The sequence below is a fragment of the Halobacillus sp. ABA4_118 genome (genome assembly GCF_056160205.1).
This window is the reverse complement of sequence record NZ_JBSWWS010000001.1, coordinates 3,220,764-3,237,637: the sequence shown is the minus strand read 5'-3', so window position 1 is coordinate 3,237,637 and position 16,874 is coordinate 3,220,764. Positions and strand designations below refer to the sequence as shown.

General features: G+C 48.5%; 16 protein-coding genes. 1 reads left to right on the top strand and 15 read right to left on the bottom strand.

All coding sequences use genetic code 11. The annotated features are described in order from the left end of the window. Positions 1-20 precede the first annotated feature (20 nt). The 12 genes from murD to ACXAGL_RS16520 form a co-directional block, all read right to left on the bottom strand. The gene (murD, locus tag ACXAGL_RS16575; protein WP_474991840.1) at positions 21-1,364 is read right to left on the bottom strand and encodes a UDP-N-acetylmuramoyl-L-alanine--D-glutamate ligase; all 1,344 of its coding nucleotides are present in this window, start codon (positions 1,362-1,364) and stop codon (positions 21-23) included. Next, on the bottom strand, positions 1,361-2,347 hold the full coding sequence (gene mraY / locus ACXAGL_RS16570) for a phospho-N-acetylmuramoyl-pentapeptide-transferase (RefSeq protein ID WP_474968422.1): 987 nt from the start codon (positions 2,345-2,347) through the stop codon (positions 1,361-1,363). Before mraY ends, murD begins: the two co-directional genes overlap by 4 nt. 39 nt (positions 2,348-2,386) lie before the next feature. After that, positions 2,387-3,745, bottom strand: coding sequence for a UDP-N-acetylmuramoyl-tripeptide--D-alanyl-D-alanine ligase (locus tag ACXAGL_RS16565; RefSeq protein WP_474991838.1), 1,359 nt, complete (start codon positions 3,743-3,745; stop codon positions 2,387-2,389). Continuing rightward, positions 3,745-5,220, bottom strand: a complete 1,476-nt coding sequence (locus ACXAGL_RS16560; RefSeq protein ID WP_474991836.1) for a UDP-N-acetylmuramoyl-L-alanyl-D-glutamate--2,6-diaminopimelate ligase — start codon at positions 5,218-5,220, stop codon at positions 3,745-3,747. Before ACXAGL_RS16560 ends, ACXAGL_RS16565 begins: the two co-directional genes overlap by 1 nt. Before the next feature lie 45 nt (positions 5,221-5,265). Then, positions 5,266-7,188 carry a stage V sporulation protein D gene (locus ACXAGL_RS16555; RefSeq protein ID WP_474971511.1) on the bottom strand — a complete coding sequence of 641 codons (1,923 nt, stop codon included), beginning with the start codon at positions 7,186-7,188 and terminating at the stop codon, positions 5,266-5,268. A gap of 87 nt (positions 7,189-7,275) precedes the next feature. Then, positions 7,276-9,423: a penicillin-binding protein gene (locus ACXAGL_RS16550; RefSeq protein WP_474971512.1), complete on the bottom strand. Its 2,148-nt coding sequence runs from the start codon at positions 9,421-9,423 to the stop codon at positions 7,276-7,278. 16 nt (positions 9,424-9,439) lie between these two features. Beyond that, positions 9,440-9,808, bottom strand: coding sequence for a cell division protein FtsL (gene ftsL / locus ACXAGL_RS16545; protein ID WP_027954107.1), 369 nt, complete (start codon positions 9,806-9,808; stop codon positions 9,440-9,442). Further along, positions 9,805-10,785, bottom strand: a complete 981-nt coding sequence (rsmH, locus tag ACXAGL_RS16540; RefSeq protein WP_474970384.1) for a 16S rRNA (cytosine(1402)-N(4))-methyltransferase RsmH — start codon at positions 10,783-10,785, stop codon at positions 9,805-9,807. Before rsmH ends, ftsL begins: the two co-directional genes overlap by 4 nt. A 37-nt stretch (positions 10,786-10,822) precedes the next feature. After that, on the bottom strand, positions 10,823-11,254 hold the full coding sequence (gene mraZ / locus ACXAGL_RS16535; protein ID WP_027954105.1) for a division/cell wall cluster transcriptional repressor MraZ: 432 nt from the start codon (positions 11,252-11,254) through the stop codon (positions 10,823-10,825). A gap of 161 nt (positions 11,255-11,415) precedes the next feature. Beyond that, entirely contained in the window at positions 11,416-13,041 is a 1,626-nt protein-coding gene (gene bshC / locus ACXAGL_RS16530) for a bacillithiol biosynthesis cysteine-adding enzyme BshC (protein WP_474991834.1), read from the bottom strand. 233 nt (positions 13,042-13,274) lie between these two features. Then, on the bottom strand, positions 13,275-13,658 hold the full coding sequence (locus ACXAGL_RS16525; protein ID WP_474968417.1) for a DUF3397 domain-containing protein: 384 nt from the start codon (positions 13,656-13,658) through the stop codon (positions 13,275-13,277). Beyond that, positions 13,651-14,532: a 2-dehydropantoate 2-reductase gene (locus tag ACXAGL_RS16520; protein ID WP_474968416.1), complete on the bottom strand. Its 882-nt coding sequence runs from the start codon at positions 14,530-14,532 to the stop codon at positions 13,651-13,653. The genes ACXAGL_RS16525 and ACXAGL_RS16520 overlap by 8 nt, the downstream gene beginning before the upstream one ends. Before the next feature lie 161 nt (positions 14,533-14,693). Here ACXAGL_RS16520 and ACXAGL_RS16515 point away from each other — a divergent pair, with 161 nt between their 5' ends. Further along, on the top strand, positions 14,694-15,170 hold the full coding sequence (locus tag ACXAGL_RS16515; protein ID WP_474970383.1) for an N-acetyltransferase: 477 nt from the start codon (positions 14,694-14,696) through the stop codon (positions 15,168-15,170). Positions 15,171-15,267: 97 nt separating this feature from the next. On the opposite strand, the gene ACXAGL_RS16510 is transcribed toward ACXAGL_RS16515, so the two are convergent. The 3 genes from ACXAGL_RS16510 to rpmF form a co-directional block, all read right to left on the bottom strand. Then, the gene (locus ACXAGL_RS16510; RefSeq protein ID WP_027954101.1) at positions 15,268-15,750 is read right to left on the bottom strand and encodes an RsfA family transcriptional regulator; all 483 of its coding nucleotides are present in this window, start codon (positions 15,748-15,750) and stop codon (positions 15,268-15,270) included. Between the two features lie 66 nt (positions 15,751-15,816). Next, the gene (locus tag ACXAGL_RS16505; RefSeq protein ID WP_474991833.1) at positions 15,817-16,575 is read right to left on the bottom strand and encodes an enoyl-CoA hydratase/isomerase family protein; all 759 of its coding nucleotides are present in this window, start codon (positions 16,573-16,575) and stop codon (positions 15,817-15,819) included. 105 nt (positions 16,576-16,680) lie between these two features. Further along, a complete protein-coding gene (rpmF, locus tag ACXAGL_RS16500; RefSeq protein ID WP_027954099.1) occupies positions 16,681-16,854 on the bottom strand; it encodes a 50S ribosomal protein L32 in 174 nt (57 codons plus the stop codon). Between the last annotated feature and the right edge of the window lie 20 nt (positions 16,855-16,874).

The window sequence follows — 16,874 nt, the reverse complement described above, 5'->3', positions numbered from 1 at the left end:
GCTTGTCACATAAGCCCTTATTAAAGGGTATGCACAGCTTCGATAAACATGTGGCCTCTTTCTTCAAACGTTTTATATTGATCCCAGCTGGCACATGCAGGGCTTAAAAGAATAACATCTTCCTCAGCAGAACGCTGATACGCTTCCTTGACGGCCTCCTGCATCGTATCGACCTTCACGACATCAGAAATGCCACCCTTCTCCGCGGTTCCGGCAAGAAGGTCTGCGGTTTCACCAAAGACAACCATGGATTTCACTCCAGCTAAGTAAGGAATCAGGCCGTCAAAGCTCGTTCCCCTGTCCAGACCGCCGGCCAAAAGGATGACAGGCTTTTCGAAGGACCGTAGAGCGTATGAGGTGGCCAGAAGATTCGTAGCTTTTGAATCATTGTAGAATAAACGGCCGTTCTTTTTCGTCACATACTGCAGCCGGTGGGGAACTCCAGCAAAGGTCGAGAGGACCTCTACAATCGCTTCACTGCTTATTCCGTTGGCTTTCACGGCTGCCACAGCCGCGAGAATGTTCTGCAGGTTCTGCTCCCCTACGAGAACGATATCCGCCTTCTTCATAATGGCTTCATTTTCAAAGTAGATGGAAGTCTCGTCCGCCCAGGCCCCTTTCCCCTGCTCTTTCAAAGAAAAAGGAACAAGCTCTGCGGTCACTTCAGACAGAAAGGATGCAATGGCTTCGTCATCCGCATTGTAGACCAGTACGTCCTCCTCTGTCTGATTTTTAGTAATCCGCGCTTTAGCTCTATGATAATTGGCCAGCGTATGATGGTAATCCAGATGGGCTTCGTAGAGATTCAGCCAGACAGCAATATCCGGACGGAAGGTCTGGGTGCCAAGTAGCTGAAAGGAAGACAGTTCCGTGACCATCGTTTCAGCTTCAGACGTGTTTCTGGCTACCTCACAGGAGACGTGACCGATGTTTCCGGCAAGGGAAACAGGTTTCCGATCCGCTTGAATCATTTCGTGGATCAGCGTTGTCGTCGTCGTTTTTCCATTGGAACCTGTAACAGCAATCATCGGTCCTTCATGCAGCCAGCCTGTCAATTCCACTTCCGTGACGACAGGAAGATGGCGGTTGACCGCTTCTGCCACAACCGGATTTTCATAAGGAATCCCCGGGTTTTTAATAACATAATCGATGTCATCCAGTACAGATAATGGATGCCCGCCTGTAATGACTTCCGCACCGCTCTCTTTTAAATAGTGCACTTCCGGACTGTCCGGATCTGCTTTGAAGTCGTTGATTCTCACCCTTACTCCACTGTCAAGCAGCAGCTGTGCCGCTGCGGTCCCGCTCTTAGCAAGACCGAGAACAAGAACATGGGTATAAGGAAATCCGCTTAGCTTCTTCATCCAAACATCACCTCAATATAAATACCAAGCACGGCAAAAATCAGTCCGACCGCCCAGAACGTCGTTACGACACGCCACTCCGACCAGCCTTTCAGTTCATAATGGTGGTGAAGGGGACTCATTTTAAACACGCGTTTCCCAGTTGTTTTAAAGGATATGACCTGGATGATGACCGAGAGGGTTTCCAGGACGAAAACTCCGCCGATCACGACTAAGATCAATTCCATTTTTGTCAGGATAGCTATGATTGCGATCGCCCCGCCGAGAGCAAGGGAACCGGTATCCCCCATAAATACTTTGGCAGGGTGGGCATTAAATACAAGGAACCCGAGAAGGGCACCGACAATAGCCAGGGAAAAAATGGTGACTTCTACATTCAGCTGGCCTGTCCATGCAAGTATTCCGAATGCACCGAAGGCAATCGCCGCAGTTCCGGCCAGAAGACCGTCCAGGCCATCGGTTAAGTTGACCGCATTGGATGCTCCTACGAGCATAAATAAAATCAGCAGGGCGTACCCCCAGCCCAAGTCAAAATCAATGGATGTACCGGGAATACTGATATACGTCGGGAAATCGGACTGCCGCAGAATCATGTAAACGACAAGAGCAATGACAATCTGCCCGAGCATCTTTTGTTTGGATGTTAATCCAAGGTTCCTTTTCAGGGCTACTTTAATATAATCATCTAAAAAGCCCAGAAGGCCGTAGCCGACTAAAACAAATAACACAAGGAACAACTGGATGTTCCCCGTGTCCGGGTTAAACCAATAGGATGAGATCAATGTTGTGATCACGACAGATACAATGATCATGACACCACCCATCGTCGGGGTGCCGGATTTTTTCTGGTGGGACTGGGGTCCCTCGTCTCGAATACTTTGACCGAATTTCAAACGTCTTAAAAATGGAATGATCATCGGCGAAATGACTACAGTGATGGCGAATGAAAGGACCATTGTTAACAGTAGTATGTATTCATTCATCGTTTGTTTTCCTCCTTTTGCAACATCATCGCCTGTCGATCACTCCACAAGGTCTGGCAGCATGTCTTCCAATTTCATTCCACGTGATGCTTTCATGAGTACGACGGTATCCGCTGTTAATAACGGGCGGATATGATGACCTGCTTGTTGCTTTTCTTTGAAATGTTTGACTTCCATGTCCGGATAACGGGAGGAAGCAGCCTCTGAAATTTTCTCAGAATGGACGCCGATTGTAAAGACAGCGTCAATCTTTTCATCTACCGCTTCGGCTACACCGGCGTGCAGCTCCTCTGATTTCTCTCCGAGCTCATACATATCCCCTAATATTAACACCTTTTTTCTTTTGGATGTCAACTGTCGGACGACTTCAATCATTGCCTTCATTGATGTCGGGGAGGCGTTATAGGCATCATTTATAATGAGGGATCCTTTATGGCCCTGATGCTTTTCAAAACGCATGCCAGACATCTGCATCTGCTGAAACCCTTGCTGGATCTCCTCTTTTGTCAATCCAAGGCGTTTGGCAAGGGCGATGACAAACGAAGCATTTTTCACATTGTGGCGGCCTGTCATTGGCAGTTCATACGCTTCTTCCATCAGCTGGAATGAAGAAGCATCGTCCGTCATAGCTGTAATTTCAGCTTTATAGTCAGACGACGGCCCGAAACCGCAGCCGATTGTACCTGCTCTTGTTTTCACATGATCAAGCAGCGGCTCATCGGCGTCGATAATCAGGCAGCCACCCTCCGCCAGTCCATCTGTAATTTCAAGCTTGGCGGCGGCAATCGCTTCTCTGGTACCTAAATTTTCGATATGGGACTCGCCGATGTTTGTAATGATCGCATGGTCCGGCCGTGCGATGTGGGACAATACGGAAATCTCACCCGCTCTGTCCATGCCCATCTCCAATACGACGGCTTCAGTGTCCGGCTGCATAGCCAGGACCGTCAAAGGAAGACCGATATGATTGTTAAAGTTTCCCGCTGTTTTATGGGTGTTGAATTTCGCTCCGAGCACAGCGGCAGTCATATCCTTTGTTGTCGTCTTTCCATTGGAGCCTGTGACGCCTATGACAATCGGATCAACTTTTTCTAAGTACCAGGAGGCGAGATCCTGGAGCGCCTTGGTCGTATCCGTTACATAAAAGATCGGAAAATCGGTAGGGATCAAAGCGGGAAGCGGCTGGTCTTCCTGCCACAAGGCAGCCACCGCTCCTTGTTTAATGGCTTCACCGGCAAAGGCATGGGCATTAAAGCTCTCCCCTACGATGGGGACGAACAAACTCTGCGGAGCCGCCTTTCTTGTATCGGTCATGATGGAGGAGACAGCGATTTTATCTTTGCCGGCTCCTTTAAAGGTTGGAAATAGATGTGTAAGCTCCTGAACGTCAAAAATCATTATGAATGCTCCTTCATTTCTCTTATTATCTCTCTTACCGTTTCACTATCATCAAAGGGATGACTAACCCCTTTAATCTCCTGATACGTCTCATGGCCTTTTCCTGCTATGAGGATCATATCCCCGTCACAAGCAGAACGAACGGCCTTTTCGAGCGCCTCCCTGCGGTCTTCGACAATTTGGTAATTCCCATGCAGATCTGCGGTGATATCTGCAAAAATCTGACCGGGGTCTTCCGAGCGGGGGTTATCTGTTGTGAAAATCACGTGATCTGCATGCTGGACACTGATTTCCCCCATCACGGACCGCTTGCTTCTGTCCCTGTCCCCGCCGCATCCGACTATGAGGATGATCTTCCCTGTAGTGACAGCTGCTGCCGTTTTCAGCACATTCTCAAGAGAATCAGGGGTATGGGCATAATCGACGACCACTCCAAAAGGCTGCCCTTCCCGAATCGATTCAAAACGCCCCTTCACCCCTTTGGTATGAAGAAAAGACTGCTGAATCGTCTCAAGTGGCGCGCCGGACAGGATCGCAGCAGCAGCTGCAGCCAGCATATTATAAATGCTGAATTCCCCCATCAAAGGGCTTTCAATCTCAATCTTCCCAATCGGGGTCTCCATTTGAAAAAAAGTCCCTTTTTCCGTCAGGCGGCAGTCCCGGGCTTGAACATCAGCCCTGCCCTTTACGCCATAGGTCAGCAGTCCCTGCGAAGTAGAACGGATAAACTTCGGGGCTGCAGGGGAGTCAATATTTATAACGGCAAAACGCTCCCGTTGTTTATTATACCCATTCCCTAATTGTGCGAACAATAGGGACTTCGCACGAAGATAATCATCAAAATGGTCATGATAATCCAGATGGTCCCTCGTCAGGTTTGTAAATACCGCCACATCGAAATCACATCCGTACACCCGCCCCTGATCGAGCGCATGAGATGACACTTCCATCACCGCATGCTCCACACCGGCTGTTTTCATATCGCTGAAATATTGATGGAGGGTTAAGGTATCAGGCGTCGTATTTTTCACAGGCCGCCGCTTTCCGGCAATATCCACTTCAATCGTTCCAATTAACCCTGTCTTCTTCTCCATCCTCTGGAATATATCATAAAGCAGATAACTGATGCTCGTCTTGCCATTGGTTCCTGTAATTCCTGTCACATGGAGACCTTCTGAAGGGTTGCGATAAAAAGCGGCGGCTGTCATAGCAGCCGCCCTGGTTGTATCATTAACAAGAATAACTGGAACATTCAAAGGCAGCGGCTCTTCAGCTACCACAGCTGCCGCCCCCCGCTTGACGGCGTCAGCCGCAAAGCGGTGACCATCCATGTTCACCCCACGCATGCAAATAAACATGTCTCCAGGTGAGGTTGCGCGTGAATCCATACTGAGACCGGTAATACTGACGTGCTTCAACGACCGTGAACTTTGGTAAAAAGGGACAAAGCGGAGTACCTTTTCTAATTTCAACACTGTCACCCTCACCCGTTTACAGATTTAATGAATGACGAAAAAACATCAATCCCCAAGAAAAACACGGACGGTAGACCCTGTAGGAACCTTTACTCCTGCTTCTGGTGCCTGAGTTACGACCTTCGTCCCCTCACCGCTGACCTCTACCTCTAAATTCATCAGCATCCGGCTCAAATCTTCCTTGTCCATCCCTGTAATTTCCGGCACTTCCACGAGGGGCTCTTCCGGCCAGGCGTATTCTTTTTCCAAACCATCCTTGCGTGGTTCCACCCCCATGGCCCGCAGACTATCCCCCATGATGTTTCCAACAATCGGTGCTGCTACGACGCCGCCGAACTGAACGGTGTTTTTCGGGTTGTCAATGGCAAGATAAACAACGAGCTCCGGATCATCCGCAGGGGCAAAACCGATAAAGGAAACGATGTGGTTATTCTCCATATACTTCCCGTCCGGTCCGACTTTCTGCGCTGTACCTGTTTTCCCACCGACACGGTACCCTTCTACATAGGCGCCCCGGCCGGTCCCCTGTGCGACAACACTTTCCAGCGCATGACGGATCTGGGCAGAGGTTTCTTCTGATATGACTTGTTCTTTCATCACCGGCTCATTTTCTTCCAGCACTTCTCCTGATATTGGATCAAGCCAGGCCTCCTGGATGTATGGCTCATAATAATAGCCTCCATTCACAGCGGCGGCTACAGCCATGACCTGCTGGATCGGTGTGACAGATACTCCCTGTCCAAAAGCAGTGGTCGCCTGTTCGACAGGGCCCACATTCTCCCGTTTGAATAAAATACCACTGCCTTCTCCTTCCAGGTCAATCCCTGTCTTCGAGCCGAAGCCGAATAAGTCGATATAGTCGAACAGCTTTTCTTTGCCAAGGCGTTCTCCAAGTTCCACAAAACCAGGGTTACAGGAGTTCTGGACCACTTCTAAAAACGTCTGATCTCCATGCCCCCCGCTTTTCCAGCAGTGCAGGGTCGCCCCGTCCACTTTTACAGCACCGGAATCATGGAAGTGTTCCTCTTCAAGATCCACAAGTCCCTCTTCAAGTGCTGCAGCCAGGGTTATAATCTTAAAGGTCGATCCCGGCTCATATGTACTCCACACAGGAAGGTTGCGGTTGTACACCTCGGGTTCCACTTTTTGATAATCCGCCGGATCAAAGTTCGGCCTGGACGCCATCCCTACCACTTTGCCCGTATCCGGATCGACAGCAAGCGCTACCGCTCCGTCAGGGTTATATTTGGCCTGGGCGATATCCAGTTCCCGTTCGATAATGGACTGCACTTGATAGTCCACTGTAAGCTTGAGGTCTTTCCCGTCAATAGGAGGCTCATACACATCCGCCATATCCGGCATCCGTTTTCCCTTGGCATCAGAGAAAAAGGATAAGGCTCCTTTTTCGCCTTTCAACTCGTCATCATAATACGCTTCAAGTCCCAGAAGACCCTGGTTATCGATGCCACTGAAACCCAGCACATGGGATAAAAAAGAGCCGTGCGGGTAGTACCGCTCTGAATCCTCAGCAATATAGACACCCGGCATATTCAACGATTGAATCGCCGCCGCCTGCTCCTCTGAAATCTTCCGTCCCTCCGGGTGAATTTTTTCGATGGAGATCAGCTTCGTTACGTGTGTGTAGGCTTTCTCCACACTCATATCCAAAATCTTCGAAAGGTTCTTCGCTGTCTGTTCGGGTTCTTTAATCTGCCTCGGTACAACCATGACTGTCGGCGCTGACTGATTTCCTACCAGCACCTCTCCATTCGTATCAAGAATCTTCCCCCGCTCGGGCTCGAAGGTAATATCCCTGCTCCAGGACTCTTCAGCCTTCGCAATGAGAAAGTCGCTCAAGAAGAACTGCACATACCCGAGCCTTCCGGCAATGACCATGAAAATAAACATGCCCACAAAAAAGACAGTGACTAATCGTTTCTTTACGATTACCTGTGATACTCGTCTCATCTCCATAACTCCTTTAACAAGTCGTAGAGTCAGCTTGTATCACTATATGCAATCGAAAAACGATTAGAACACTGCCTGGACAAGGGGTTACGGCTGTTCCGGCACAGCCAGTTCAACGACTAAATAACCATCATCTTTGATTTCAGAACCAGCAGCAATGCTTTGTGTTTCTACATAACCACTGCCCATAATTTCCATTTTCAAGTTGAAATGCTTTGCCAGACGCTGGACATCGCGGAGCGAATATCCTGTCAAATCCGGCATCTTCGGCTCATCGGTTACAATAAACACCCGCTGGTTTTCCACGACCTGCTCTCCTGATGAGGGGAGAACAGCTTCAACGGTGTTTCCGTCACCAATCACTTCCACATGAGGGAAAGAAGCTTGAAGCGTGTCCTCAGCTTCCTGAACGGACTTTCCAGATACGTCTGGAATCGTGACAGGTTCCAAAGACTCTTCTGCATCTTTATCAGGCTGAATGTTCAAATAATGCAGGCTGTTTTCCATCACGGTCCGAACGATATAGGAAACAGGCTCAGATCCGAGCTCTGTCACCTCAAGTTCCGGCTGCTGGACAGCTACATACATCAACAGCTCGGGATCTTCTGCAGGAGCCATTCCCAGGAAGGAAAAGACATAATTGTTCCGGCCGGTCAGATACCCTTCCCCGGGCTTACTGATCTGGGCGGTTCCTGTCTTGCCTGCAAGGGAATAATCGTCCAGCTTAAAGGATTGGCCCGTTCCATCTTCTGAGGTAATCACCGTGCCCATCAATTCACGCATCTGCTCGGCTGTCGAAGCAGAAACCGGCTCACCAATCTTCTCCGGCTTCCCTTCCTCGATCACCTCTCCTGTGTCACTGGAAGTAATTTTGGAAAGCATGTATGGACGCATCATTTCCCCATCGTTGGCAATGGCTGTAGCCCCCGTCATGAGCTGGATCGGCGTAAATGTAGAGCCTTGGCCGAAGGAGGTCGTAATCTGCTCAATGGGACGCTCATACACAAATTTCCCAGTCGTTTCATTCGGCAGATCAATCCCCGTCTTCTGATCGAGGTTGAAATCGGATAGATATTCCCTCAGCTTCGTCGGTCCCAGCACCTCATAGGCAAGCTTCGAGGAAGCCACGTTGGAAGATCTGCGGAAACCTTCGTCATATGAAATATCATCCCACCCCTGTCCATTGTTATGATCGCCAATGGATGGGGAGCTTTCCGTCACTTTATAGGTTCCGGATTCAAAGAGTTCATTCCCGTTATAGACGCCCTCTTCCATGGCACTTGCCCATGTAAAGATCTTCATCGTGGAACCGGGTTCAAACGGATAGGAAATCAAGTCGTTGTACCAGTTATCCACGTCACCGATATCATTCGGATTGTAGCTTGGGCGGTTACTCATGGCAAGAACCTCTCCTGTTTCAGGGTCCATCACAGCAGCCATGATTTTCTCTGGGTTGTACTGTTCATCCACCTGGGACATCGCGTCCTCGAGGAATGTCTGGATTTTTTGGTCGATCGTTAAATACACATCGCTGCCATCCTCTGGTTCGGTCATAATTTCATTCGGATTCAGCAGCTTCGTCCCGTATTTATCCCGTTCATAACTGATTTTCCCTTTTTCCTCCTGAAGGTAATCCTCCATCTGCTTCTCGATGCCGGTCACACCGGAAATGCTGCCTTCCTGGGTGCGGGCAAAACCGATTAAGTGGGAGGCAAACACACCGTTCGGGTAATAACGTTTGGATTCTTCCTTAAAGGAGATGCCATTCAGTTCAAGGTCTTTGATCTCTTCCATTTCCTCTTGAGTGAGAGAACTGGAATTCGTCCCGAACTCTACCTGAAAACGGCCGTCTTCCTGAGCGGATCTCAGCTTGTCCGCAATCTCACTCGCTTCCATCCCTAATAAAGGCGCAAGCCCCGAAGCGGTTTCGTCGATATCGTCGACATGCTGGGGCTCAGGAAGGTTTTTGGAATAGGAGGGATCTACAACAGCATAAAGCCTGTAGGTCGGGCGGTCATAAGCAAGGACCATTCCGTTCTTATCGTAGATTTTCCCCCGGGCGGCATCGATTTCATAGGAGCTTGTACGGATGTCCTCTGCATACTCGGACAAATCCACCCCTTCGATGGTGGCGGCGGTTTCTATATAGAGGAAGCGCCCCACGATGACGAGGAAGAACAAGGAAAACACGGCGATTAATATTAAGGAACTAAGGTTTTTTTTATTGTTCATCATAGATGATCACCAGCGTTTATTCTTGACTGATTTTGCCGGCCTGTTTCACCTGGGCATTCTGAATGTTCAACCCGTTCTCCTTGGCTATCGTCAGGATTCGGTCCGGGTTGCTTAATTCCTTCACCTGGTAGGCCAGATTTTCATTCTGGGATTCCTGTTTGGATATGTCCTGCTCCAAACTGCGGATATCACGGTTGATGGCATCCGTTTCTGCTGAGGTATGGATTAAAAAAACAGAAGCCGCCAGTACTACAGAGGTGGTTATGGAATACAAAAATTTTTCGCCGGTACTTAACCATTTCTTTTTATGTACCTTTACCTTGACCTGTTTCTGTCTGTCAGGCTGCTGTAAAGGCTGCTGTTTTCTAATCTTTTCAGCACTCATGTTTGTTTCCACCCTTCATTAAATTCGAATTCTTTATTCCAAGGTTTGACTTTCTCGGCAATCCTCAATTTCGCTGAACGGGAACGGCGGTTTTCCTCCAATTCGCGCTCTTCCGCTACTATAGGCTTTCGACTGACTAAACGGAAAGGTGGCTGTTTGTCCTCTGGAATCATTGGAATATTTTTTGGAAGTGGTGGGTTCGAGCTCCATTTTTTGAAGGCCTGCTTACATAACCGGTCCTCAAGGGAATGGAACGTGATGACGGCTACCCGGCCGCCGACGCTGACCATTTCAGCTGCCTGCTGAAGGCTGTCCTGAAAAGCACCCAGCTCATCATTAACAGCAATCCGCACAGCCTGGAATATCCGTTTGGCCGGATGTCCACCTTTTCTTCTTGCCGGTGCAGGTATTCCTTCCTTCACTAATTCAACCAGCTGGCCTGTCGTTTCAATCGGGCCGGTTTCCCTCGCAGCTTCAATTTTACGGGCGATCTGCTTTGAAAACTTTTCTTCTCCGTATTTAAAGAAAATGCGCACAAGATCTTCATACGCCCATTCATTGATGACATGCCAGGCGCTTAAGTCACTATTCTGGTTCATGCGCATATCCAGTGGAGCATCCTGATGGTAGCTGAAGCCGCGTTCTTCGACATCCAGCTGAGGGCTGCTCACTCCCAGATCGTAAATAATTCCGTCAACTTCTGAAAGACCGAGTTCAAGAAGCTCTTCCTTTAACTGGCGGAAATTGGCACGGACAAACGTAATGTGCTCCTCATAAGGTTTCAGACGCTCTTCTGCTGCCTGCAGGGCTGTTTCATCCTGATCGAAACAAATGAGTCTTCCCTTTCCTGTCAAGGCAGAGGCGATGACTTCCGAATGCCCTCCGCCACCAAGGGTGCAGTCGACATAGATGCCTTCCGGGTCCACATTCAAAGATTCAATGGTTTCATTTTTTAGTACACTGTAATGTTCAAACATAAATTTCACTCGTTTCTAGTCTGTCAAATGTCAAATATCAAATATCAAAATCCAGCATGTTTTCAGCAATTTCAGAGAAGGATTCTTCTGATGCATCAAAGTAACTTTCCCACTCATCGTGACTCCAAAACTCGATACGGTTGGAAACGCCGATGACCACACATTCTTTTTCCAGGGAAGCGTACTTACGCAGAGGGGCGGGGATATTGATACGTCCCTGCTTGTCCACTTCGCACTCTACAGCTCCCGAAAAGAAAAAACGGGTGAAAGCACGGGCATCTTTTTTAGTAAGGGGAAGTTTTTTCAGTTTCTCTTCCAGCAGTCTCCACTCGTTCATAGGATAGGCAAATAAGCATTGATCTAATCCTCTCGTCAGGACAAAACAATCGCCCAGGCCGGGACGGAATTTCGAAGGGATGATGATTCTCCCTTTCGTATCAATGTTGTGTTGAAATTCTCCCATGAACATAGAGGTCCCCCACCTTCTATTTTCACCTTACCACATCGCCCCACTTTTCTCCACTTACTTTTTTATGATTCTCCCCCCACAAAAAAAATCCTGCCTGTGAAGGCAGGATTTTCAAAGGAATCACACGTTTTTGTACAGGTGGGAGAAGGTGGGGACACGTCCTACAAGTAAACGACATAATGGTCGTGTTCAAAGCTCAGATGGTGTCTGTTCATCTCCTGGAACAAAGACAAGCCGTATCCATTCACCCAGGGGAGAATGTTCCACATGCGTTCCTGGAGACCACCAGCCGGATGCAGGGTGATATCGATATCATCAAACTGGTCGAGCTCTCTGCGATACGTATCCTCCAGCGAGTGGAGCATCCGCTTTTCAAGGAAAGCCACCGTCTCCTGCAGATAGGCAAGGTTTTTATCGGCAAGCTGGCCGAGGTCTCCCCCAAGTTCTGCGGCTTTTTCACGGAGAGGAGCATGGATTCGGGCTATTTCATCCTTCACCTGCTCACTCAGCCGCTTCACCGGCGGTGTGCTCACAGCACTGATCCAGTTCATCTTCTTCTCCGCCGCGCCATTCTTCACTACATCTTCAACTGAAAGCTGGAAGTGACGAAGACTACGATCCGTTTTCCTGTCTACCAGCGTAAAGGATAACCGCGGCAGGACAGGCGGCATACAGAGACCAGCGGCATCGAATGCCGGCTTCAGCGCTGACCAGTAATTGATTTCACCAGGACCGCCGATGAAAGCCAGGACCGGGAACAAGGATTCCTGCATCAATGGTCGTGTGACTACATTGTTACTCAGTTTTTCAGGCGATTCCTCAGCAATATGAAGAAGTTCTTCTTTAGACAAAACCACTTCGTTATTTTTCCCTCTGAATCTTCCCTCCTCGTCACGGACGAGAAGAATACGATCGCCGCGATCATGGTAAAAGAGGTGGGCATCCTGCATTTCACTGTCCAGCAACGTTTCATAGCCTTCCTGACGGTTTTTCTGAAGAACAGAAAAAACACCTCCGGCCATTTCCCTGTTTTGACGAATCATGGTTGTGAAATAGGGAGTCTCCAGTCTCCTCACCTCTGGGTCATGGGCATCGATCAACACAAGACCCTCATGCGGGAACAACTGATAGATTAACCGGGCGAAAAAATCGGTATAGCTGTCGGACTGGTGCAGATGATCCTGTACCAGCTGGTAGAAGTGGTTCGTGTTCTCGGTTTCCGGCAGCATACGGAACACACCTTCAAGCCACGCATCCGCTTCTGTCTGGTCCATCTGCAGTTCGGAAACGGAGGATTTCACTTCAGGTTCATGGCCGATCGTTTTCTTCTCCATCCGTCCTTCCTGCTTCATCATGATGTGATTGATTTCATCAAAGTCATGATCCTCCCCGGCAATCCAGAAAACGGGAATGACCGGCCGGCCCAGTTCCTTTTCTTTCTGTCCGGCCAGCTGCAGGACTGAAATGATTTTATGAACCGAATACAAAGGGCCCGTAAGCAGACCCGCCTGCTGACCCGCTATAACAACAACACTCTCTTCATCTTTCAGCCGTTCTATATTTTCCAGCGTTTCTCTAGGGACCTCCCACTTTTCGTTCATTGTCTTCAATACTCCTGAGAGGGCTTCTCTCTGGTACGTCTTGGTTTTCAAATCCTCCAGGCGGTCGGCCCAGACATTTTCGTCGTAAGGAGAATAGGAAAAACGGTCGGCAATTTTTTCATAGCTATATTTATAATCACGAAACAGCGTCTGTTTCGGCTCCATGTTCATAGAATCAATACGCATATTAAGGCTCCTTTGTAGGCAGAATTACACTTTACAGTATGTATCCTATTGTATTGTACAAAAAACCAGCCAAGAGTTCACCTTATCTGTTTATAAGATGAACATTTCTTATTTCCCCTGTCCTCATTCCCTGTAGGTGAAAAGTAAAGAGTCATAAAAAAACTGCTCCTGATAGAGAGCAGTCTGCTGCTTTAATATTCCCGGTTCTGTGCAGGACTACACGTGCGGAGGAATCAGCTGAAAAACAACCGGAAGATCAATCCGAAGGTCGACAGTCCGATGTAAAACAGGCCGAACAAAAGGAAACTCACTCTCCAAAAACCACGGACAGCCCGGAACAGCCGGACCTCTTCCTTTAATTTGTACTGGGTAATGATGGACAGCCCCAGCAGAAGGAGAAGAAAGATTAGAATGAAAGGAAAAAAACTGCGGTCAAACAGAACAATCAGCAGAACATGGACAGCCAGAACAAACACAGGAGCCGTGAAGCCGGCCGTCCGGTGGATGGCTTTCCACTTATGCTTACTCCATTTCCTTGCGAAGAAATAAAAGACAACCAGGAATGGAAGAGGAAGGGTAAGGACAGCACCGATACTATAGGCAAGCCAGTCACTCATCAACGATCACCCCCTTTTCATATTCCATGGCGTGCACCGCTTCCAGGATAAACTGATGAACAGGAAGATCTTCACGGGAACGGTCGAGAATAAATCCGGAAATAGCTTTTATTTCTGTTCGACGTCCCTCTTGGAGATCCTTCCACATTGATGACTGGTTTCCACCGGTCTGTTCCGCAATAGAAAGCACCCGGTCCCACTGGTGCTGGACATCCAGACCAAGCGTACGGCAGGCTTCCTCACAAAGCCGGTACCCGAGTGAACGGATATAAGGATTATCTTTGACCGCACGGTTCTTCTGCTTGAATAACGCAGTCAGTGGATTGATTACTGCGTTGACCACCAGCTTTTCTGAGAGCATTTCCACCGCGTCAGCATGGACAAGAAAAGGAAAATCCTCTTGATGGAGAGAGTCTGCCAGCTCTTCCATATCAGGAAGTGAACCTGTGAATGGAGCCGCTTTTATGCGCCCTTTCCCTGTATGGGCCACTTCATTGGAGGAAACTTTGAGCGCTCCATGTTCCACCACGGCAGCAAACGTATCCAGATTGAGGCTTTGAAGCTGGTCCAGGTGGCTCATACCATTCTGGAGAAAAAGATACTTGCCGTTTTCCGGAAGAGGCAGAGATAGAACCCCTTTAAGATCATACTGCTTCACACTGACAAGCCAGACGTCCATGTCCCGGGGCATCCGCGGATATACATGAGCTTCTACAAAAACAGCTGAAGACAGTGCATCGCACCAGATACCTTCGCGGCAGAGGATATCTTTTTGTTCCTCGTTTCTTACCACCATATGTACATCATGTGTCCTTCCGAGATAAGCTCCGGCTAATAACCCGACAGCACCCCCGCCGATAACCCCTATTCTCATCCCCTCTCCCCCGTTCATCCTTATCTAAGTTCTCATTGTAGCAGAAACTTTTTCACAATTGCAGTCGATTCCTGTCCCGTTGGTAATTATTCATTTCTTTCTGAATATTTTTATAGTATAATGAGTGTATATATAGATAATTGAAAGGGGTTTCTTTCATGATGACAAAAACAAAAGTAGAACCTTTATTAGTCAATTACAAAACACTGGAAGAATTCAAGCGCTTTAAAGAATACGGCAATCAGGAACTTGCAATGCTCGAAGATCTGGAAAGCAACATTGTGGAAAACGACAGCGAATCACCTTTTTACGGCATTTACTATGGAAGCGCTTTAGTTGCGCGGATGAGCCTGTACAGAGTCAGAGCGAAATACGATCACTATTTTGATCCCGCTCAGGATTACCTTGAACTGTGGAAGCTGGAAGTTCTTCCTGATTACAGGGGTCAGGGCTTCGGCCGGTCATTGGTAGAATTCGCTAAGAGTTTTGAGCTCCCAATAAAAACCAACCCAAGAATCAATTCCCACGGATTTTGGGAAAAGACGGGCTTCCAAAAAGCTCAGTATGATATGGAAAGAGATTTAGGAGAAAATCCGCTCATCTGGATGCCTTCCGGCGTGGAGGAAAGAGAATACTGATGAAGGAGAATGAGGCCGCTACACTCTGCTGTAGGGGCCTTTTTTTGAGGATAGATGGGATAACAGATAATAAAACCAATCTCACAGGCCGTATGAATCACACACCACTTTCACTTGTTCGCTGCTTCTTGACCCAGTGGACGAGCTTATCCATTTCATTCCAGGCAGCTTCCCACTGTTTAAGCTCCTGCCTTAACTTTTCATTGTCTTCATTCAGCTGTTTCAGTTGATCTTCGAGACTCGCCTTTCCTTCTTCCTCATGCTGTCTTGATTTCATTTCTTTCAAAAATGAGATCGCCGCATCCAGAGACATGGGGGTTTCTTCCGCAGTGGCCGGGGGGGTGTAGAGAGTGCGAGTGGCTTTACGGCTGTTTTTCGCCTCTTGAATTTCCTTATGGTACTGCTTTCTCACTGTGGCATTCCAGCGAAAGCCACAGGCTGCCGGAGTACGGTGCAGATGAGCCGCGACCTCCTGGAAAGCTTCCAGCTGCGTTTTCCCTTCCCGGATGTACTTTAAGACCGTTGTCGCGAGCAGAAGGTCCTCATCATCTTTCCACGCGTCCTGCCTAGGGGCATCCATAAACATCCCTCCTCTATCGTTTGCTTATAGTTATGCAGGAGGGATGATTGATAGAATCGTAACCTTTCATCTTTTTCTTGTCTGCAAGAATTTTTTTACGGCTCTTTTATGCTCCGCAGATTCCCAGAGTCTGGAACACTGCAGCACTTCAGCCTCCATACGGTCCAGAAGATTCCCTGTATCCATGCACTTTAAATACTGCCCTTTCAAAATCCTCATCTGTCTGGGCGTTTTGTTCATAAACCCCTGGAACATACGGTCTTCCACTTCTTTTTCCGTCCACACTTTATGAAGCCATCCGATCCGGAGGGCCTCTTCTGCTGTGTACATCTCTGCGTCCATTAACCAGTGGGCGGCCCGTGTTGGGTGGATCCTTTCATAAAGCAGCTCCCCACCCCCGAAACCAGGCACAAGTCCAAGATTGCCCTGGACGAATCCAAAGGACGCCGTTTCCGACCCATAACGAAAATCACAGGCCGTCGCCAGCTCACAACCGCCCCCTCTTGCCTGTCCGTTCAAAAGAGCTGCGACCGGGGTGGGAAACGTCAGAAGATCATAGACAACCTCTTTGATCCGATTCAGCTTTTCATATGCCTCCCCCATCGATAAATGACCGTGGAACTCCGTCAAATCCCCACCAGCACAGAACGCTTTGTTTCCAGCTCCTGTAAGAACGACAAAACTTACATCCTCTTTTTCCCTCAGTTCTTCCAGCTGCCATTTCAGTTCTGAGGCCATTTCTGAAGATAGGGCGTTCAGTTTTTCCGGTCTGTTCAGGATCACTTCAGCCATTCCTTCCCGGCGTTTGACGATAACGTGGCTCATGCACACCTCTCCCTTCCCTTTCTTCCTTCAATGTACCAGATCATGACACCGAATCCTATACGGCCATAAAAAAAAGCCTGACCGAAGTCAGGCTTTCCTGGTGAATTAGTTGTTCACCACTTGTTTTCCATTATATTGTCCACAAGATTTGCAAACATGGTGTGGTTTTGAGAACTCGCCGCAGTTATCACATTTCACCATTCCTGGTGCGTGAAGTTTCTTGTGCGTACGGCGTTGGTTCTTGACTTTCTTAGACGTTCTGCGCTTAGGTACTGCCATGTTGTACACCTCCTTTAAGT